This is a genomic window from Mesorhizobium sp. B4-1-4, assembly GCF_006439395.2.
GTDB lineage: Bacteria > Pseudomonadota > Alphaproteobacteria > Rhizobiales > Rhizobiaceae > Mesorhizobium.
On sequence record NZ_CP083950.1, the window covers coordinates 3,298,098 to 3,317,203 of the forward strand.

20 protein-coding genes and 3 pseudogenes are annotated in these 19,106 nt (G+C 61.6%); 7 read left to right on the forward strand and 16 right to left on the reverse strand.

The features are described from left to right. From FJW03_RS15800 to FJW03_RS15850, 11 genes are read right to left on the reverse strand one after another with little or no spacing between them, the layout of a single operon-like run. The gene (locus tag FJW03_RS15800; RefSeq protein WP_140764126.1) at positions 1 to 642 is read right to left on the reverse strand and encodes a cytochrome c oxidase subunit 3; all 642 of its coding nucleotides are present in this window, start codon (positions 640 to 642) and stop codon (positions 1 to 3) included. Next, positions 639 to 2,279 (reverse strand): cytochrome c oxidase subunit I, encoded by a 1,641-nt coding sequence (gene ctaD, locus FJW03_RS15805; RefSeq protein ID WP_140764129.1) that lies wholly within the window; start codon positions 2,277 to 2,279, stop codon positions 639 to 641. Before ctaD ends, FJW03_RS15800 begins: the two co-directional genes overlap by 4 nt. Then, positions 2,276 to 3,235 (reverse strand): cytochrome c oxidase subunit II, encoded by a 960-nt coding sequence (coxB, locus tag FJW03_RS15810; RefSeq protein ID WP_140764131.1) that lies wholly within the window; start codon positions 3,233 to 3,235, stop codon positions 2,276 to 2,278. Before coxB ends, ctaD begins: the two co-directional genes overlap by 4 nt. Beyond that, positions 3,232 to 3,981: an SCO family protein gene (locus FJW03_RS15815; RefSeq protein ID WP_140610369.1), complete on the reverse strand. Its 750-nt coding sequence runs from the start codon at positions 3,979 to 3,981 to the stop codon at positions 3,232 to 3,234. The genes coxB and FJW03_RS15815 overlap by 4 nt, the downstream gene beginning before the upstream one ends. After that, positions 3,978 to 4,439, reverse strand: coding sequence for a hypothetical protein (locus FJW03_RS15820; RefSeq protein ID WP_140764134.1), 462 nt, complete (start codon positions 4,437 to 4,439; stop codon positions 3,978 to 3,980). The genes FJW03_RS15815 and FJW03_RS15820 overlap by 4 nt, the downstream gene beginning before the upstream one ends. Continuing rightward, positions 4,432 to 5,568, reverse strand: coding sequence for a hypothetical protein (locus tag FJW03_RS15825; protein WP_140610367.1), 1,137 nt, complete (start codon positions 5,566 to 5,568; stop codon positions 4,432 to 4,434). Before FJW03_RS15825 ends, FJW03_RS15820 begins: the two co-directional genes overlap by 8 nt. Beyond that, the gene (locus FJW03_RS15830) at positions 5,565 to 6,071 is read right to left on the reverse strand and encodes a c-type cytochrome (protein ID WP_140610427.1); all 507 of its coding nucleotides are present in this window, start codon (positions 6,069 to 6,071) and stop codon (positions 5,565 to 5,567) included. Before FJW03_RS15830 ends, FJW03_RS15825 begins: the two co-directional genes overlap by 4 nt. 29 nt (positions 6,072 to 6,100) lie before the next feature. Next, a complete protein-coding gene (locus FJW03_RS15835; protein WP_140610366.1) occupies positions 6,101 to 6,628 on the reverse strand; it encodes a DUF3341 domain-containing protein in 528 nt (175 codons plus the stop codon). Next, complete coding sequence (nrfD, locus tag FJW03_RS15840) at positions 6,625 to 7,983, reverse strand: NrfD/PsrC family molybdoenzyme membrane anchor subunit (protein WP_140764137.1); 1,359 nt, start codon at positions 7,981 to 7,983, stop codon at positions 6,625 to 6,627. Before nrfD ends, FJW03_RS15835 begins: the two co-directional genes overlap by 4 nt. Next, positions 7,976 to 10,954 (reverse strand): TAT-variant-translocated molybdopterin oxidoreductase, encoded by a 2,979-nt coding sequence (locus FJW03_RS15845; RefSeq protein WP_140764140.1) that lies wholly within the window; start codon positions 10,952 to 10,954, stop codon positions 7,976 to 7,978. Before FJW03_RS15845 ends, nrfD begins: the two co-directional genes overlap by 8 nt. Beyond that, positions 10,938 to 11,594: a cytochrome c3 family protein gene (locus tag FJW03_RS15850; RefSeq protein WP_140693683.1), complete on the reverse strand. Its 657-nt coding sequence runs from the start codon at positions 11,592 to 11,594 to the stop codon at positions 10,938 to 10,940. The genes FJW03_RS15845 and FJW03_RS15850 overlap by 17 nt, the downstream gene beginning before the upstream one ends. 648 nt (positions 11,595 to 12,242) lie before the next feature. Between FJW03_RS15850 and FJW03_RS15855 the strand changes: the two genes are divergently transcribed. The 4 genes and pseudogenes from FJW03_RS15855 to FJW03_RS15870 all read left to right on the forward strand — a co-directional run bounded on the left by FJW03_RS15855 (position 12,243) and on the right by FJW03_RS15870 (position 14,627). Further along, a complete protein-coding gene (locus FJW03_RS15855; RefSeq protein ID WP_140610362.1) occupies positions 12,243 to 12,701 on the forward strand; it encodes a DUF2231 domain-containing protein in 459 nt (152 codons plus the stop codon). Next, positions 12,688 to 14,025: a PQQ-dependent sugar dehydrogenase gene (locus FJW03_RS15860; RefSeq protein ID WP_140764142.1), complete on the forward strand. Its 1,338-nt coding sequence runs from the start codon at positions 12,688 to 12,690 to the stop codon at positions 14,023 to 14,025. Before FJW03_RS15855 ends, FJW03_RS15860 begins: the two co-directional genes overlap by 14 nt. Positions 14,026 to 14,120: 95 nt before the next feature. Next, positions 14,121 to 14,414 (forward strand): annotated as a pseudogene (locus FJW03_RS15865) (PRC-barrel domain-containing protein); the annotation flags it as partial. 15 nt (positions 14,415 to 14,429) lie between these two features. Further along, positions 14,430 to 14,627, forward strand: coding sequence for a hypothetical protein (locus tag FJW03_RS15870; RefSeq protein ID WP_140764277.1), 198 nt, complete (start codon positions 14,430 to 14,432; stop codon positions 14,625 to 14,627). 141 nt (positions 14,628 to 14,768) lie between these two features. Here FJW03_RS15870 and FJW03_RS15875 read toward each other — a convergent pair whose 3' ends face one another. Next, positions 14,769 to 15,032 carry a DUF6894 family protein gene (locus FJW03_RS15875; protein WP_140764145.1) on the reverse strand — a complete coding sequence of 88 codons (264 nt, stop codon included), beginning with the start codon at positions 15,030 to 15,032 and terminating at the stop codon, positions 14,769 to 14,771. Between the two features lie 195 nt (positions 15,033 to 15,227). Here FJW03_RS15875 and FJW03_RS15880 point away from each other — a divergent pair, with 195 nt between their 5' ends. Then, the gene (locus FJW03_RS15880; RefSeq protein WP_140610425.1) at positions 15,228 to 15,947 is read left to right on the forward strand and encodes a Crp/Fnr family transcriptional regulator; all 720 of its coding nucleotides are present in this window, start codon (positions 15,228 to 15,230) and stop codon (positions 15,945 to 15,947) included. 139 nt (positions 15,948 to 16,086) lie between these two features. Here the strand turns inward: FJW03_RS15880 and FJW03_RS15885 are convergent, their stop codons facing one another. The 4 genes from FJW03_RS15885 to FJW03_RS15900 all read right to left on the reverse strand — a co-directional run bounded on the left by FJW03_RS15885 (position 16,087) and on the right by FJW03_RS15900 (position 18,442). Continuing rightward, positions 16,087 to 17,181 carry a flavodoxin family protein gene (locus tag FJW03_RS15885; RefSeq protein WP_226890367.1) on the reverse strand — a complete coding sequence of 365 codons (1,095 nt, stop codon included), beginning with the start codon at positions 17,179 to 17,181 and terminating at the stop codon, positions 16,087 to 16,089. Between the two features lie 151 nt (positions 17,182 to 17,332). Beyond that, a complete protein-coding gene (locus FJW03_RS15890) occupies positions 17,333 to 17,497 on the reverse strand; it encodes a DUF3309 family protein (RefSeq protein WP_140610360.1) in 165 nt (54 codons plus the stop codon). Between the two features lie 237 nt (positions 17,498 to 17,734). Beyond that, positions 17,735 to 17,899 carry a hypothetical protein gene (locus FJW03_RS15895; protein WP_181165629.1) on the reverse strand — a complete coding sequence of 55 codons (165 nt, stop codon included), beginning with the start codon at positions 17,897 to 17,899 and terminating at the stop codon, positions 17,735 to 17,737. 147 nt (positions 17,900 to 18,046) lie between these two features. Further along, positions 18,047 to 18,442, reverse strand: coding sequence for a PRC-barrel domain-containing protein (locus FJW03_RS15900; RefSeq protein ID WP_140764148.1), 396 nt, complete (start codon positions 18,440 to 18,442; stop codon positions 18,047 to 18,049). Between the two features lie 190 nt (positions 18,443 to 18,632). On the opposite strand from FJW03_RS15900, the pseudogene FJW03_RS15905 reads away from it, so the two are divergent. Next, positions 18,633 to 18,737 (forward strand): annotated as a pseudogene (locus FJW03_RS15905) (IS481 family transposase); the annotation flags it as partial. Beyond that, positions 18,732 to 18,947: pseudogene (groEL, locus tag FJW03_RS15910) on the forward strand (chaperonin GroEL); the annotation flags it as partial. The pseudogenes FJW03_RS15905 and groEL, both read left to right, overlap by 6 nt. Positions 18,948 to 19,106: the final 159 nt, after the last annotated feature.

The following is a 19,106-nucleotide window of genomic DNA, read 5'->3' on the forward strand; positions in this document are numbered from 1 at the left end:
TCATCCCCGGTTGATCAGATAGAGGATCGGAAACAGGAAGACCCAGACGATGTCGACGAAATGCCAGTAAAGACCGACGGCTTGGATCCGGCGAGCCCTGCCGGCTGGATTGGCATGAGACCACAACGCAAGCACCCCGGCGATAGCGAGAATGCCCGCAATCAGATGCAGGGCATGCAGGAAGGTCATCGCAAAATAGAGGCCGAAGAAGAATTCGGCGTGAACGGGATCCGGTCCGTTATAGCTGAACGGCGCGCCGAGAACGGGCGCCAGCCCCTCGCTGAACTCCTTGCTGTATTCGACCGCCTTGACGGCCAGGAAACCAAGTCCGAGCAGAGAGGTCGCCGCCAGCGACCAGATTGCCGCACGCCAGCGACCGCCCGCCGAATACATATGCGCCAACGCCATGGTAAAGCTGCTGGTGATCAATATGGCTGTGTTCAACGTGCCAAGCGGCAATGACAGACGTTTGGACGCCGCAGCGAAGGGGGCGCCATAATTTATATGCGCGATGAGAAAAACCAGGAAAATGGCACCGAAGAGCATCGCCTCGGAGCCGATGAACAGCCACATGGCCAAGGTGTCGGCTGCCTTCTCGCGAGATGCATTGTCGAAGGCGATGCTCTGCGTCTGACTACTCACTGGCCCGCCTCCAGATGCGGGCTGAAGCGTTCGTGCTCCAGCCCCTTCATGTCGTAGGCGTAAGCCGGCCGCGTCACCACCGGCATCGTCTCGAAATTGTGCGGCGGCGGCGGCGAACTCGTCTGCCACTCCAAGCCGGTCGCCTGCCATGGATTGTCCGGGGCCCGCGCGCCGCGGAACAGCGACCAGGTGAGATAGAACAGAGGCAAGAGATAGCCGATAGCCAGCACTACGGCGCCCGCCGACGACAGCACGTGCCAGAATTGGAACTCCGGCGGGTAGATGTGGTAGCGCCGCGGCATGCCGAGGAAACCCAGCATGTATTGCGGGAAGAAGGTGAGGTTGAAGCCGAGAAACGTGACTGTCGCCGCGATGCGTCCCCAGGTCTCTGAATACATGCGGCCAGTGAGCTTCGGCCACCAGAAATGCAGGCCGGCCATATAGGCGGTCACCATGCCGCCGACCATGATGTAGTGGAAATGGGCGACGACGAAGTAGGTGTCGTGCACGTGCACATCGATGGCGAGAGCCGCCAGAAACAGGCCGGCCAGGCCGCCGAAAGTGAACAGCGCCAGGAAAAACAGCGCATAGAGCATCGAGGTCTCGAAGCTGATCTCACCCTTGCGCAATGTCAGGCTCCAGTTGAAAACCTTGATCGCGGAAGGGATGGCGACGCAGAAGGACAGGAACGAAAACACCACGCCGGCATAGGCCGATTGCCCGCTGACGAACATATGATGGCCCCAGACCAGGAAGCCGAAGACGGCAATCGCCATCGAGGACAGGGCGACCGCCTTGTAGCCGAACAGCGGCCGGCGGCTGAAGCAGGGCAACACTTCCGACACGACACCCATGCCGGGCAGGATCATGATGTAGACCGCCGGATGCGAGTAGAACCAGAACAGGTGCTGAAACAGCAGCGGATCGCCACCAAGCCTGGGGTTGAAGATGCCGATGCCGAAGACGCGCTCCAGAACGATCAGGATCAGCGACGCGGCAAGGACCGGCGTCGCCAGCACCATCACCAGGGCCGTCGCATACATCGTCCAGACGAAGATCGGCAGCCGGAACCAGGTGAGGCCCGGCGCGCGCAGTGTGTGCACGGTGACGATGAAATTGATGCCGGTCATGATCGTCGAAAACCCGACGATGAAGACGCCAAGGGCGGCGGACGAGACGAACCCGTTGGCATAGAGCGTCGACAGCGGCGTGTAGAAGGTCCAGCCAGTGTCGACGCCGCCGGCAACGACGGAGAACAGGGCGAAGAAGCTGCCAAAAATGAACACATACCAGCTGGCAAGGTTGAGGCGCGGGAAGGCAAGATCGCGCGCGCCGATCATCAGCGGCAGCAGGAAATTGCCGAGCGTCGCCGGGATCGACGGCACCAGGAAGAACCAGACCATGATGATGCCGTGCAACGAAAACAGCCTGTTGTAGACATCATCGGAGACGAGATCGCCGGCCGGCGTCGCAAGTTCGATGCGGATCAGGACGGCGAAGGCGCCGCCAAGGAAGAAGAAAGCGGTCAGCGAAACGAAGTAGAGCCAGGCCACCCGCTTGTGGTCCGTCGTCAGCAACCAGGCGCGCGGGCCACTGCCTTCGCCCAGATAGCTTGCGGCCGCTGCGGAAACGCTCATCGTACTGCCTCGTTTTTTACCCGCTCCCGAGGTGAAAGCGACTTGAGATAGGCGAGCAGCATCTGCAGTTCCCCTTCGTCGACCAACCCGTCGAAACTCGGCATCACCGGTTCATAGCCGGCGGCGATCTCCTTGTTGGGGACAAGGATGGAATCGCGCAGATAGCGTTCGTCGGCGATCACCGTCTGCTGGTTGGCCAACGCCACGGGCCGGCCGAAAATACCCGCTAGCGAAGGCGCCCTGACCTTGCTCGAATTGCCGTGGCAGCCCGAACAGCCAAGCGCCCGGAACAGCTTTTCGCCGCTCGCTGCCAGCGTTTCCCCCTCGCCTTGGTTCTCCAGCCAGGAGGCATACTGCTCCGGCGCCATCGCGGTCACCCAGCCGCCCATCTCGGAGTGCTGCGTGCCGCAATATTGGGCGCAGAACAGATGGTAACGGCCTAGTTCCGTGGCGATGAACCAGACATGGGTGGTGCGCCCCGGCACGGCGTCCTGCTTGACCCTGAAGGCGGGAACAAAAAACGAGTGGATGACATCCTGCGATGCCAGGGACACCACCACGGCTCTGCCGACCGGCACGTGCAATTCGTTGATCTCGCGCTGGCCGCCAGGATGGCGAAACTCCCACATCCATTGCTTGCCGAGACCGGCGATCTCGATGGCATTCGGCGGCGGATGGTCGCGGCGGACAAACAGCACGGCGCCCCAGCCGAAAAAGATGAAGGCGATGACCAGGCTGGCGACGGTCCAGGTCAATTCCAGTGGCAGGCTGCGCGCTCGCTCCCCGGTACGATCGGCAGGCGAACCGACGCGGTATTTGACGGCATAGCCGACCACGAGAAAGGTGAGCGAGAGACCAAGCGCGATGGCAAAGGCGAGCAACGTATAGAACAGCACATCGACGCTGCCCGCGGCGGACGACGCTTGCTGCGGAAAAAACGGGATGCCGAAGCTCATGCGCGCCTCCCGCGCATCAGCAGCAGGATCGTCATTGCGAGCCCAAGAACCGTCGCGATGCCCGCCACCTTCAGGGCAGCCCAGATCGCCGGCGTGTATTGACCTTTCGACGCGTCGAAGCCGGCACAAAGCAAAAAGACATGGTCGGCGATCGAGCCAAGCTTGCCCGCGGACGCCTCGACCAGTGCCAGTTCGAGATCGCGGGGCGTGAAGGTCAGCGCCGGCAGCACCTGCGCTATGCGGCCTGCCGGCGTCAACGCAATGATGGCGATCGGATGGACGAACTGGTCGATGCCGGCGCGTCGGTCGAAGGCAATGCCGGCTTGCGCGGCAAGAGCCGCGCCGGCGCCGTCAGCACTGGTGAGGAACCGCCACGAAGACAGTCCATCGCCAGCTACAGGCGCGATCGCGGCCTGCACGTCGGCGGCATCGCCGGTTGTTTCGGCAGCATCGATGGAGACGAACAGCGCTCGGTAGCTAGCCGGACTGAGCGATATCTTCTTCAGGTCCGAGGCAACCGCTTGTTGGGTGACGCCGCAAAGATTGGGGCATTTGTCATAGCCGAAGATAAGCAGCGCGGGGCGCCCGCCGAGCGTTTCGCCGAGCGTTCGCTGTTTCCCGGCCACATCGCGAAGCGTCCGGCCAAGATCGAGTTGCGCGCCGATTTGCGGATCAAAGCTCGGGCGCTCGGCCGCGATGGCCGGCATGGCGATGAGCAGACCCAGCGCGACGAGCCAACCCTTCATGGAACCGCCCCGCCATTGTGCGATGCCGATCCACGGCAGCGATCCGCCTGCGGCGTGCGCGGCACGCCCTCTGCAAGCAATGGGCAATTGCCGCCGCCGGTCGTTGCCGCCTGCTGACCCCAATCGGGCAGGCCATGGCTGACGAGCGCCGACATCGCCTCGTCGATCGGAATGCGGGCAATGCCGGCGGCGCGATCGACCCAGCCAAGTTCCTGCAATTCCCGATCCTCTTGCGCTCGGAAACCGGCGAGGTCGCTTTCCGGCGCCGGCTGCAAAGCCGGACTTGCCTGATTGGACAATGTCGCAGCGCCAGGCGACGGCCAAAATGGCGATGTGTCGAAGACGAGCCTGATGGCGATTGCAGCTACGGCCAAAAACAACAGCAGCCCGGCACCAAAGCCGAGCAGCGCGCGCGGCCAGACATCGCGGTTTTCGGGATGGCGGGCGACCTTAGCCATGTGCAGGCCTCAGCCGCCAGAGAGCGATCACGTCGGGTCGCTTAGCCAAGAAGAACAACAGCGCCAGCCAGAGTCCGCCGGCACCCGCCATCGCTGCCAGATCGCACCAAAGCTCCTGCGCACCGCCATTGAAAAGCGCCGGCCGGATCCGCCAGAAAATATCGATGAAGTGGCCGGCAAGCACGATGCCGGCGAGCCTGAGCAGACCTGCATGGCTGCGCTTTACATCCCGGCTAAGGAAAGCGGCCAGCGGCAGGGCGAACTGACCCGCGATCAGAAGCCAGAGCAGATACTGCCAGCCATGGCTGCTGCGGATGACATACCAGTGGATCTCCTCCGGCAGGTCGCCGCCCCAGATCACCAGCCACTGCATGAAGGCGAGATAGGCCCACATCAGCATGAAGCCGAACGCCATGTTGGCAACGTCTTCGCTCAGTGCAACGTCCTCCTCGCCGCCAGGCAGGATCTCTATGGCGCGCTTTGCCGCAAGCATGATCATGGCAAGGGTGAAGGCGCCCACGACTTCCGAGGCTGCTTCCAGGAAGGCATAGATGGTCGAGGTGAACTCCGGCTCGAGCGACAGCATCCAGTCGATGGCGAAGACCGTAACCGCCACACCATGGACAATCAGCCCGACGGCGCAACCTTTGCCCGCATCCCGACGATCGCTGCTTTCGTCCTCCGCCGTCCAGCCGAGCACGAGCCACGCCAACGAAAGCCAGATCGCGGCACAGACCACGAAACGCAGCAGGAAAAACGGGACGTTCAGATAGGCCAGTTTCTCGCGCACCGTCTCGGACAGCGCTGCCCCATCGGTGCTTGCCCAGGGAAAGACGAGGTCGAGCCGGAACAGCACCGGCAGGAGAAAAAGCAGGCCCAGCGGCAGTGTCGCCACCAGCGCGCGCAGCGGCTGGCGGACCGCCTCGCCCCATCGCCCGCCGGTCAGCCCGTGCACCATCAATATGGTCAGCGCGCCAAGCGGCAAGCCGATCAGGAAAAGTGCCGTGGTGAGCCAGGCAGCCAGCATCGCCCGGACATCGGCAACCCCTTCTGCCACGCAGGACAGCAATCCTGCTGCCGCGGCGGCCAGCGCGAACCCTGTGTAACGATCGACGGCAAGCCGCATCATCGCGCCGCCTCCGCCTCGAGCCGGGCGCGCAGGCTTTCGGGAAGCCCGGCAACGGGCGCGTCCCGCGAATACTGCAAGGCCCTGACATAGGCGACGATCGCCCAGCGATCGGCAGGCGCCACACGCGCGGCATAAGAATACATCGCGCCATAGCCGTCCGTGATGACATCGTAGATGTGTCTGTCGGTCGCTTTGCGCAGGGCGTCCTGATGATAGGAAGGCGGCGCCGGAAAACCGCGCTGGACGATCATGCCGTGGCCGTCGCCGGTGCGGCCATGGCAAGGCGAACAGAAGATGTCGAAACGCTGCCGCCCGCGTTGCAGCAGCGCCATCGTGATCGGATAGGGGAAAGTATCGGGCACCGGCGAGAGATCGGCGTCGCGCGCGACCGTCCCCTTGGCCGGCATTCGCGCCGACATGCCGTCGGCGAATTGGTCACTTTTCGCGAGCGGATTGTAGCGCGGCTGGTCTTCCATATCCTGGCGGCAGCCGGCGATGAGCATGGCAGCCAGAAGCAGGGCGAACCGCGCCTTCACGCTTCCACCTCCTCGACGCTTTGCGCGCCCAGCCGCGTCAGTTGGCCTTTGGTCACCCCCTTGCGGAATTTCGGGTCGGCGACCTCGATGAAGAGGTAGAACTTGCCACCGCGCGCATAGCTGAAGCTGCCGGCGTTGAACACTGGATGGTAGTATCGCGGCAGCCGGTTGGCGCTCAGCATGCCGACAAAACCGGCCAGGGCCGCTCCCAGTATCGCAGCCTCGAAGGCGATGACGGTGAAGGCCGGCCAGGAATGCAACGGCCGGCCGCCGACATTGACGGGATAGTCGATCTCGACCGAGTAGAGGATCAGTGCGTAGACCAAAACCGCGCCCAGAATCCCGCCGCCAAGAACGACCCAGGGCAGGCGCGATTTCGGCATGCCGAGTATTTCGGCCAGCCCGCGCACCGGGAAGGGCGAGAAGGCATCCATGCGCCGGTAGCCACGCGCGCGCATCGTGCGTGCCGCTTCGATCAGCGCTTCGGGATCGGCGAACACCCCGATGATGCCGTGCAGGCTCATGTCGCCTGTCCCTTTTCCTCGGCCAGTTCCTCGACCTCGAAGATGGTGATGGCAGGGAGAATGCGGATGAACAGGAAGACGAGCGCGAAGAAGGTGCCGACCGAACCGAACAGGATGCCGAAATCGAGCCAGGTCAACGACTGCTCGCCCCATGACGATGGTAGATAATCACGGCTCGGCCCAGTGACGACGATGATGTAGCGCTCGAGCCACATGCCGATGTTGATGACCAGCGCGATCGCGAACAGCAGCGGCATGTTGAGGCGCACGCGCCGGAACCAGAGCAATTGCAGCGCGCCGCAATTGCAGGCCAACATCACCCAGAACAGCGGCGCGTAGGGGCCGAAGGCGCGCTGCCACATCATCGCGCGCTCGTAAGGCTCGCCCGAATACCAGGCGAAGAAGGCTTCCGACGCGTAGCCGTAGATGACGATCATGCCCGCGGCGATCATCAGCTTGCCGGCATTGTTCATGTGCTTGAGCGTGATAAGGTCCTCGACCGAAAAAGCCCAGCGCAGCGGAATGGCGATGGTGAGCACCATGGCGAAACCGGACAGCAAGGCGCCGGCGACGAAATAGGGCGGGAAGATCGTCGAGTGATAGCCGGGCGTGATGGCGAAGGTGAAATCAAGCGCGACGATCGAATGCACCGAAACGACCAGGGGCGTGGCCAATGCCGCCATCAGGAAATAGACCGTCTGATAGCGCGCCCAGTGGAAGGCGGAGCCGCGCCAGCCAAGCGCCAGTATGCCGTAGAAGAGCTGCCCGGCGCGCGACTTCGCCCTGTCGCGCAGCACGGCAAGGTCGGGCAGCAGCCCCATGTACCAGAAGAGCAGAGAGACGATGGCGTAGGTAGAGATGGCCGCGAAATCCCACACCAGCGGACTTCGCCACTGCGGCCAATGCATATGCGTGTTGGGCAAAGGCAGCAGCCAGTAGAAGAACCAAGGCCGTCCCAGATGCAGGATCGGAAAAAGACCGGCCATGGCGACCGCAAACAGCGTCATTGCCTCGGCGAAGCGGTTGATCGAGGCACGCCATGGCTGGCGCAGCAACAGCAGCACGGCCGAAATCAATGTGCCGGCATGACCGATGCCGATCCACCAGACGAAATTCGAGATCATCGTGCCCCAGGCGACAGGGATGTCGATGCCATAGGCGCCGACGCCGACCGAGATCAGGTAGGTGATGGAGTAAAGGAAGACGAGCACCAGGAGAAAGCAGAAGAAGAACGCTGTCCAGAAATGGCGCGGCAGCCGGCCATCCAGCACGATCGCGCCGATGCGCCCGCTGATTTCGGGAAAATCATGACGGCCGCGCAGCACGGCCGTGCTCCTGGCGGCCACCTCAGCCATCGGCCTTCTCGCCCGGCTGAACAAGCTTGGGGTTGCTGTTCCTGATCTTGCCGAGATAGGTGGTGCGCGGTCTGGTGTTGAGCTCTTCGAGCAGCGCATAATTATGCGGCGCGCTCTTCTCCTGGACGACCTTGGAGGCCTTCTTGTTCTGGTCGCCGAAGGTTATGGCTCGTGTCGGGCAGGCCTGCTGGCAGGCCGTCACGACCTCGCCATCGGCAATGTCGCGGTTTTCGATCTGTGCCTGGATGCGCCTGGCGCTGATCCGCTGGACGCAATAGGTGCATTTTTCCATCACGCCGCGCGAGCGCACGCTGACATTCGGATTGTGCACGGCCTGCTCGGGGCCGGCCTCGTCCTTGTCGAAGGATTGATGATCGAGGAAGTTGAAGCGCCGCACCTTGTACGGACAATTCTGCGAACAATAGCGCGTGCCGATGCACCTGTTGTAGATCTGCGCGTTCAAGCCGTCATGGGTGTGCACGGTCGCGTTGACTGGACAGACCACCTCGCACGGCGCTTTCTCGCAATGCATACAGGGCACCGGCTGGAAGAACACATCAGGCGCATCGACCGGGCCGGAATAGTAACGATCGATCCGCAGCCAGTGCATCTCGTGGCCGCGCGCGCATTCGTCAGGACCAACAGTCGCGATGTTGTTCTCGGACTGGCAGGCGGATACGCAGGCCATGCAGCCGATGCAGGCCGACAGGTCGATCGCCATGGCCCAGGCTTCTTCGTCATAGTTCCAGTCGGGGTAGAGCGACTCCGTCGGCGCGCGCGGAACGCCGTCACGGACAAAGCCCGGGTTCTCGCGGAAACCGTCGAGCGAAGCGTGCCGGACGATGGCGCGGCCTTCCATCGCCTGGTGGTGCTGTGTGGTGATAAGCTCCGCCTTGCTCTCGCGCGGAGTTACCGTGGCGCCGGTGGCGACCCATTCCGCAAAGCTCGTGCGCAACTGAAATGCATCGTAGCCGTGAGCCAGCGCTGCCACCGAACCGACCTTGCGGCCGAAGCCCAGGGAAAGCGTCACCGTGTCATCCGGATGCCCCGGCGTGATCCAGATCGGCGCATCGATGTTCGCGCTACCTCGTGCGATGTTTATGATCCCACCGTTCTCGAGCTTCAGCCGTTCGGCGCTCGCAGGCGAGATCAAGGCGGCATTGCCCCAGACGAGCTTGGTCAGCGGGCGCGGTAGTTCCTGCAGCCATGAGGCATTGGCGTAACGCCCGTCGCGAAGCCATGGATCGGCAACGAAACGGATATCGAAGCCGTTCGCGGTCACCGGGTGGTGCTGCAACCCGCCCAGATCCGGCGCCATTGTGACCGGCACTGGCTTGAACGCGCTGTCCGGCACAAGGCCGTCGCGCAGGGCCTTGCGCCAGGCGGTGTCGTCGAGGGCTTTCCAGGTCTGGCGGACCAGCGCCAGCGCATCGGCATCGAAGCGGCCACTGAGAGCAGCGAGAATCTCGTGAATGGTCTTGCCGCCGAAAAGCGGCTCGATAAGCGGCTGCACGATCGAGGCGACGCCATCATAGGCACGACTGTCGCTCCAGCTTTCCAGCTCATGCGCGGCCGGCACATGCCAGTGGGCATGAAGTGCCGTTTCGTCCCTGTAAAGGCCGAAGTGGATGAGCAGCTTCAATTCGGAGAACAATTGATGGACGTCGAGATCGGACGGCGCGGTGTGCAACGGGTTTGCGCCGAGCACCACCACCGTATCGATCGAGTGGTCGGCGATCGCGCTGCGGAGTGCTGCCAGATCGCCGTCGGAGCGAACCTCATCCGGCGACTCGATGAATTCCACCGTGTTGCCGAGGGAGCCAAGCTTTGCATTGGCTGCAAGAGCGCAGGCATGCGCGAAGGCGCTTTGATGCGCGCCGGGCACGACCAGCGCCTTGGCGCCCGCCCCCTGCAAATCCTGCGTCAGCGCCGCCATCCATGCAGGATCGACAATAGAAGGCGTCGAATTCGCTTGATCGCCCAGCACAGCATCCAGTGCAGCTGCAACAGCCTCGATTTCGCTCGGCCGCATTGCGAGACGATGGTCGGCGACCGCTCCTGTGATGGTCGGCGTCGATTCCACCGCATAGAGCCGGCTCATGCTGTCGTTTGGCGCGCGCACCCGCCGCCGCGCGGCGAAATCGCGCGCATAGGCAAGCCGGCCAGGCCCCTCCCCGAGGAAATCCGCGTCGAGGCTGAAGATCGTCTCCGCGCGGTCGAAACGGTAGACGGGCATCAACGCTTTACCGAACAGTGCCATCGATGCCTGCGCGCCAGCAGTCGTTGCAAGTGGATCGTGACGGAAGATCTTCAACCGCGGATATTGTGCCCGCAGGGCTTCGACCTGGACCTTCGCTGTCGGCGATGTCGTTGCTTCCATCAGCAGGGCCGCGCCCAGGCCGCCCGACCCAGCCAGCCTGGAAGCGAGCGCCGCCATATCCCTGAGGAAGTCGCCGTAGGCCGCCGGCTCGCCATCTTTCAGCGGCGTGCGGGAGCGGTCGGGATCAAACAGGGTGAGCACAGCCGCCTGCATGATGGCATCGGTGGCACCGCGCGAGGCTGGGTGGTCGGGATTTCCCTCGACCTTGGTCGGGCGTCCCTCATGGCTTTCCACGACGGCGCCGATGCCGAAGCCGTCGCTTGAAAGCGTCGTTGCATAATAGCGTGGCTTGCCGGGAACGACATTTTCAGGCTGACGCACATAGGGAACGATGCTCCGCGCCTCGCTGCAGGCGGTAAGCCCGGCAAGCGACAGCGAAGCGCCCATCACTTTCAGCATCGTGCGCCGGTCGATGCGGCTTGGGGGGCGGTCGGCCAATGCCGGGAATTCGGCTTCGACGAAGCGCAGGAATTCAGCTGTGCGGGCAATCTCGTCGAGGCTCCGCCACACGTCATGGCCGTTCGAAAGTTGCTCGCGCAAGGCGGCGATCCCGGCGATCGGAATTGGCCTGATATCAGCGATGGCAGACATAGCAATCCGTCATCGTTTCGGGGTGGATGTCGAGCACGCTGATCAGTGAGCGCCTGATCTGCGCGATGTCGTCAGGCGGTTTCCAATGCATCAGGAACACGTCCTGCGGTGGCCGCAGATTAGGCTGGGGATCGCGATGGCAATCGAGGCACCAGCCCATGCTCAGCGAATGCGCCCGCGCGGTCAGCGGCATATCGTCGACCTCGCCATGGCATGTCTCGCAGGCGACGCCCTTGGCGATGTGAATCGAATGATTGAAGTAAACGAAGTCGGGAACGCTGTTGACGCGCTTCCATTCGAGCGGATGCCCTGATGCCAGGCTCGCCCGCACCGGCGCCAGCATATCGGCGTTGGTGAACAGCTGCGAATGGCACGTCATGCAGACTTCGGTGGCCGGCAGCCCGGCCGATGACGAGGTCTCGACGTCATTGTGACAGTACCGGCAGTCGAGTCCGAGTTGGCCGACATGATGCTTGTGGCTGAACGGGATGGGTTGAGCCACGGCCTGGCCCACACCGGTCACGAAACCTGAGCGCGGCATGGCGATGCCGATCACGATGGCTAGAAGCAACGCTGCGCATATGGCCCAAATCACGAAGCGGGCGACACCATTGGCGCTCTTGGAAAAGACCTGCGGCATCCCCTCGCCGAATTTGCTGAAACGCGCGTGTGAGCTAACGGCGCGTCATAGGGATGGTTCCGGCGCGACGCTGGCTGTCACAAGTTTTTGACCCCATCAGTCTCCAACAAGTCAAATGGTCGCAACGCAGCGGCGTGCCCGGGAAACGGATGCGCTCGCCCTGTCGCAAGCGACGAAACGCCGGCGACGCGGCCGACGGCCCGATATGTCAAAATTAAATGCGGGCGTCGGTTTCAAGTGATAAGTAACATCTGGCGGGCGGCTCTCTCGGGAGGAGATGAGTCCGATGGAAGTTAGAGAACTGCTTGAGAGATTGTCGGCCGCTATGTTGCGCCGGCGTGTTGCTGCTTCACCAAAACCTGTCAGACCGATCCGAAACTCGCTCTCCGATGTCCCGGTAAAGCCACGCCAAGTGCCATCCTACCGCCCACGGCCACCATCCCGACCGGCGAGCAATATGTAGCCAGACGCAGGCGCGATTCAAAGAGGCCACCAACTGGGTAGGAGCCTAGCCGTTGATCCGGCAAGGCCTCTTTTCACCTTCCAGTGGCCTCATTCACCTTCCAGTGACTGGGCAAATCCCAGGGGAACTTTCTCACAATCGTCTGGTTGTTTTCCGAGCACCAGCTGGTGGGAAGGAATTCCAAAATGGACAGGGAAAACCCGAGATCGACGGCCAGAATTTCCGGCCATCCAATTCATCCAATGCTGGTCACGATTCCGATAGCCTGCTTCGTCGGAACCTTTCTCACGGACATAACCTACTGGCGGACGGCAGAGATGATGTGGGCCGACTTCTCGGCCTGGCTTGTCACCGTCGGTGTCATTGTCGGCATTCTGGCGGGCATTGCAGGCCTCGTCGATTTCATCGGCGAGGGCGAGATACGGGCACAACCGGTCGCCTGGCTGCACATGGCCGGCAATCTCGTCGCACTCATCCTGGCGTTCTTCAACATGCTCGTGCACACGCGCGACGCCTGGACCTCGGTCGTGCCAACAGGGCTGATCCTGTCGACACTGGTCGTACTTATCCTGATTGTTACAGGCTGGCTCGGCTGGGCCCTGGTCTATCGCCATCACGTAGGAGTGGCCGATGAGACACTTTGATCGAACCTTCAGATTGACGACGGTGGCGCTTCTGTGCGCCACTGCCTTCGGTGTCGCCGGCTGCAGCGACGACAACACCGACCCGAGCACGCAGATCGGTGCGAACCCGAAACTGCCTGACATAAACCAGTATCTGTTCCCGCCGATGCATCTTGCCTCCGTGGTGGGATGGAAGAACGACGAGAAACCAACCGTAGCCCAAGGCTTGCAGATCAAGGCGCTGGCCAAGGGGCTTCAGCACCCGCGCTCGCTTTATGTGCTGCCCAATGGCGACATTCTGGTCGTGGAATCCAAGGCGCCGCCCGCGCCATCGATCAAACGGCCAAAGGATCTGGTGATGGGCTGGATCGAATCGATAACGACCTCGGGCGGCGACAGCGGTCCGAGCAATCGCATCACCTTATTGCGCGACGCCAATGGCGACGGCGTGCCGGAGTATCAGGGCGTATTCCTCGACCATCTGAACTCGCCATTCGGCGTGGCGCTGGTGGGCAACGATCTCTACGTCGCCGACACCGACGCGATCTTGCGTTATCCCTATCAGCCGGGCGACACCAAGATCACAGCGCCGGGGACGGTAGTGACGGAGTTGCCGGGCGGACCGATCGATCACCATTGGACGAAAAGCCTGGTCGCCAGCCACGACGGCTCGCTGCTTTATGTCGGCGTCGGTTCGAACAGCAACATCACCGAAAACGGCATCCAGGCCGAGAAGGATCGCGCCGCGATCTGGGAAGTCGACCGGGCGACGGGACGTTCGCGTATCTTCGCCAGCGGACTGCGCAATCCCAATGGTCTGTCGCTTGAGCCTGAGAGCGGAGCGCTCTGGGCGGTCATCAACGAACGGGACGAACTCGGCCCGAATCTGGTTCCGGATTACCTGACATCGGTGAAGGATGGTGCGTTCTATGGCTGGCCCTACAGCTATTACGGACAACATGTCGACCCGCGCGTCATGCCGCAGCGGCCGGATCTGGTTGCAAAGGCAATTCCGCCCGACTACGCGTTGAGTTCCCATGTCGCGCCGCTTGGACTGGCTTTCTACACCGGGACCAGCCTGCCGCAATCCTATCGCGGGGGCGCCTTCATCGGCGAGCACGGCAGTTGGGACCGCGCTCGCTTCAATGGCTACAAGGTTGTCTTCGTGCCGTTCAGCGGCGGTCACCCAAATGGAGTGGCGCAGGACGTCGTCACGGGTTTTCTGAACGAGAAGGGCGAAGCGAGAGGGCGGCCGGTTGGTGTGGCGATCGACAAGTCCGGCGCACTGCTCATAGCGGACGATGTCGGCAATACGGTGTGGCGCGTGACGTCATCTGGTTCATAACGGCCTCGGTGACCGATGAACGTTTCCTGCATTTCGGATGGAACGGATGACCATTCACGGGATTACGAAAAATAAACCCGTGAGGAGGCATGACGATGGATCACACCAATCACGTCCGGCTCACCGCCAGCGAATTGACGCCGACAATTCTCGAAGACGCCGCCATTTACGGTCCCAACGACGAGAAAATCGGTTCCGTCTCGCACGTCCATGGTACCGGCCCGGCAACCGAAATCGTCATCGATGTCGGCGGCTTTCTGGGCATCGGCGCCAAACCTGTCGCTGTTCCTGCCAGCCAGCTGGACTTCATGCGTGACGAAGACGGAGAAGTGCACGCCGTCACGACATGGACGAAGGATCAGCTCAAGGACATGCCCGAACACCACGACGAAGGAGGCTTGGTCATGGCAGGCTCGCGTAACGCTGCACAAGGCACCACGAATGAGAAATCGCGCTGGGAAGGCCCTCCGGAAAACCGCCCTCGCGGATATCGCCCGGCAAAGGATGACCCCGATATCGATCGCGATGCCAGCGGCGAAAACCTGCAGGATCCCGACAAGCGGGATTTGGGCGACGCGCTGAAAACGAAGGGCGATAAATAGCGAGGACACAACTACGGCACCGTTCCGGCACCATCGGTTAAGTTGAGTTGCTTGAACTTCCGCCTTCGCTCTCCGGAGCCGCGGCCCTTCGCCGGCGCCAGCGTCGGCGCATGCACTTCGTCTCGTAACATTGCTCCCGCATCACTGCCGATCAGCGCCCCGTGCATCGAAATTAAGCGTAACTCCAACCACTACGGCTCCGGATCCGTCACGGACCGTCACTCGCAGTTCGTGATGATCCCCATCCGGTAAGGCATCGCGCGTCATGTCCACAATCGCTTGGATGGCTTCTTTCTTGGCATGATCGAAGTCAGCGCAATCGATGCCGTGCCGGTCTCGCGCCAGGTTGCCATTCTCTTCCACGTCGAAATAGAAAATTGTCATGGTGCCGCGAACGTCGAACATCCCGAAAAGTTCCCGTAAGCCGAACCGAGCGTGCTCCGTCCTGCGCCGTCTGGGACAAGCATTTGAAGACGCGCAGCTTCGAAGAATGTGGTATCTCTATGTAGTATCTCTAACTGAGGGGCGCCTTGCAGCTCCCGCCCATCCGTTGTGCCCGATCCGCATCAGCGGCCTATGCGTTCGATCGAGGCTAAGATGATGCTTGACCCCCTTTATCTGCAGCTCGGCCAACATGACGACCTTTCCAATGAGGAAAAGACCCTCCTGGCCGGCATCATGTCCACGGGTCGGGACTTCGCCGTCGGCCAGGATATCGTTGCGGCCGGATCCCGCCCCGCCTACAGCACCTTGATATTGGATGGCTTTGCCGCGCGCTATAAAGTGCTGGAGAACGGCGGACGTCAGTTCACTTCATTGCAGGTGACCGGTGACTTTGTCGATCTTCATGCATTTCTCCTAAAAACCATGGACCACGGCATTGTCGCCCTTTCGCCTTGCCGCGTGGCCTTTGCCGACCACAGCAAGCTGAAGATGCTTACCGAACGGGCTCCTCACCTGACGCGCCTTTTGTGGCTGGACACGCTCATTGATGGCGCGATCCATCGCGAGTGGATCGTGGCGATGGGACGACGATCCAAGACTTCGCACCTCGCTCATCTGATCTGCGAGCTCTTCGTGCGGCTGCGCGTGGTCAATCGTACTGAGGGCATGAGCTTCAGCCTGCCTCTCTCGCAAGCCGAGATGGCCGATGTGTTGGGCCTGTCTGTTGTGCACATGAACCGGGTGATCGCTTCCCTAAAGCGGCTAGAAGTCGTCGCCTGGTCAAATCACACGGTGACGATTTCGGACTGGGACCGGCTGGCAGGGATCGCCGAATTCGATCCCACCTATCTGAGCATGAATAACGAGCCAAGATAGCGGTCCGCGTGGCTCAATGGCCTGTTTTCGTGCAGGGGTGCGGCCACCGGTCTGTTCGCCTGAGAACCGCGCCCCAAGGCACTGGCGGCAGCAGGATACCGGAAGAAGGGCGCCTCAATATGCCATGGACGTCCGCAAGTCATTTAGGGTGCGGATTTTTGAGGTTCGAGCCGATCGGCTTCAGTCGGCCCGCCCTGCGCTCCGCGACGGCCTCGGCGAGGGCTCGCGCGGCATTGCGCACCTCTTCTTGCACAGCCTCGTTGGCATCGAGTTCCTGATGGCTGGTCGCGTACGGCTTCCAATAGCCGATATAGCGATCAAGTTCGGCATAGGCTCCCGCCGGCGAAAGTTTCATGAAGCAGAGCCAATCGGACAATGACCGTCGCACATTTTCCACGCCTTCGACATCGCCGTGGACCACGACGGAAAACAGCCGGCCCGCAAGATGGCGCGGGTAGTCCCAGCCGCTCATTTCGACCTTCTTTGCCTCGGTAGCATCCTTGCCGTGCGTGAGCGTTGGGTCGGGGTTGCCTCCGTCCGCACACACAAGCCGGTCCATCATGAGCTTCACGGGCGAGGAAACCTGGTACCAATTCACTGGCGTGATGACCATGACACCGTGCGCGGCGACCCAAAGCGGATAGATGTCGTTCATCCAGTCCTGGGTCTGGCCGAGAGAGTGATTGGGATAGCATGAACAAGGCCAATGGCACAGCGCCGCCGCGGTCGAGAAACATGCCTTGCACGGGTGAATGTTGCGGCCATATTCTGAAGCGAGACGAGACAAATCCAAAATCTCGGCGTCCAGCCGGGCTTCGTTTTGGATGGTTGACCTTGCGATTTCGGCCAACCGGAAGCTTTTCGACATTTCGCCCGGACAGGTATGCTCACTGCGCGACGATCCGTTGACGATGAGGATGGTCGGCGTTCGCGCCCTGTCCTCATATCTTTTCTCGGCATCGCGAATGGCATCACGCGCGGAAAGCCATTCGACCGACAGGTCGTAATCAGGATCAGCAAATTCCGCGCCTGCCTTGCAGGTGACCGGACTCTTCCTGGACTCCCTGTAGGCCTGCCAGGCGACTTCGGCGAGTGCATCGATTGCCGCCTCATGCGGTTGAAACGCCGGATCGAAAAATTGCTCTTTGTACCGGCTCTTGAATTCGGCCTCGTCGAGCCGGGGACTTGGCATGCCCTTGCGGGGGACTGGCGCCTCTACAAGCTCATTGTTCATCACTTCTCCTCGTCCCGCCAGGCTTGCGCTTGTGGCCCGCCAGCGTCCCGTTGTGGCTAGAAGTTTCTGTGGTCTGCTTTGTTCCCCGGGCCAAACGGGCGCCCGGGTGCGTTTCCACTCGCCACCTATGCCGCCCGCTGGGCGTTGCCGGTCAGATGCGGCCCAGGACCACGAGAATAATTATGATAATCAGCAACAGCCCAAGACCGCCTCCGCCATAATAGCCGGTCCCGTAGAACGGACCGCCTCCCAGGCCGCTGAATCCGCCCAGCAATGCGAGGATCAAGATGATGATAAGGATTGTGCCCAAGCTCATGTGATAGTTCTCCAGTACAGCCCAACCGGCCGCTGAACAGAAACGCGCTTGGGTGCTTCGTGTTCCGGTGTAACTAGGCCGGCGAGCGGAAAGCACGGCTCGGATCGGATTCCTGCAGGCAGCCATCAGGCCAAGAACGCGTTCGAGGCCCAGGTGGAAATGAAGAGAACCACGCGGCCGCGATCAAGGCGGTCATTCGCAGGTGACGCTGCAGTGGGCCAAGGTGCGCGCTAGAGCCTATCCTTCGGCCTTGAAATTCTTGGCTTCCTTTTCAACCTTCTTCTTGTCACCGCCGTGCTTGCGAATGAGATCGTCAGCCTGCTTCGGCGATACGTCGGTCGTCTCCGCCAAGCGCATTGCTTCGCTTTTCTTTTCAGATGATTTCTTCTTGGCCGTTGTCATAAAAGGTCTCCTTGTCGATGTGTCTCGTTCGCAACCGGGAATGACTGTGAGCGGCCGCGCAAAGACAGGTTGGACTGAGAACCATAATGCGGATTTTCTGATCGAGCCGCAGGGTCCGGAATGTGCGTCCGGTGCCGCAGGAAAAGCCTACTTGCTCCAACGGCCTTCGTACTTGAACTCCGGCGCAGCCTTTAGCTGGTCCTTGGTGGCGTCCATGGTGGCCGCCCACTTTTTGTCGTTCTCGGAGTAATTGACCTTCACAGCAGCCGGCGAAACGATCACGTAGTGCTCTCCAATGCCGAGGAAGCCGCCCACCGAAACGATGTAGCCGGCAAGCGTGCCATCGGAGATGAGGAGATCCTTGATTTCCCCGACGGTCTCGTTAGCGCCATTTACGATATTAAGCCCGATCAGGTTGTAGCTCAGAATATCGGTAGGCTTTGCGGTGACATACGTTCCAGTCGTCGTAGCGGTCGCCGATTGCGCGAGGTTCGGTGTCGCCAGTGCGGACACTGCAGCCAGAGCGATCAGAATGTTACGCATGAACTTCTCCTGTTGAAGGCCGTCCCCCGTCGGTTGAACGTGGCACTTCAACAACGGTTCCGATCTCAACGATGCATTCTATTTCGCCAAGATTCTTCCAAGAATTTCGCGGTCGACCGGCCTATCAGGTTAGATGTTTGATCCCAGGCTTTGATGGGGCATCCTTGTCTTCCGAATCAAAGGATGCGCTATGGGCCAGGTTCTGCATGGGAGCGCCACGACGACAGAGGCGATCCGTCGAGCGATACAACATAGTCAAGAGAGCCTGAGAGCGCTGGCCAAGCGTTACGGGATTGTCGTCGGCCAGCTGACCGACAGCAAGGACCCCAATCAGGGTTTTGATGCCCAGAACGAGACCTATGTCGACCCGGCCAAGGTGGTGCGCACTGCGTTGCAGGACGCCGGCTCGATCGCGGCGCTGCTGATCACCGCCGAAGCGATGATCACCGACATCCCGGCCAAGGATGCCGCGCCTTCGGGCGGCGGCGGCGGCATGGGCAACTAACAACATTTAATACCGGCTCGACCTTTGGGCGAGTGGTACGGGCCGCCTGCGTTGTCGGACTGCGCAGGCGGTTCCCAAGCGTGAACTCGATGCATGCAGGCGTGAGAGGATGCTTAGGGGCCTTGCAAAGCCTCAAGGCACCCAGGAGTCCGGACACCC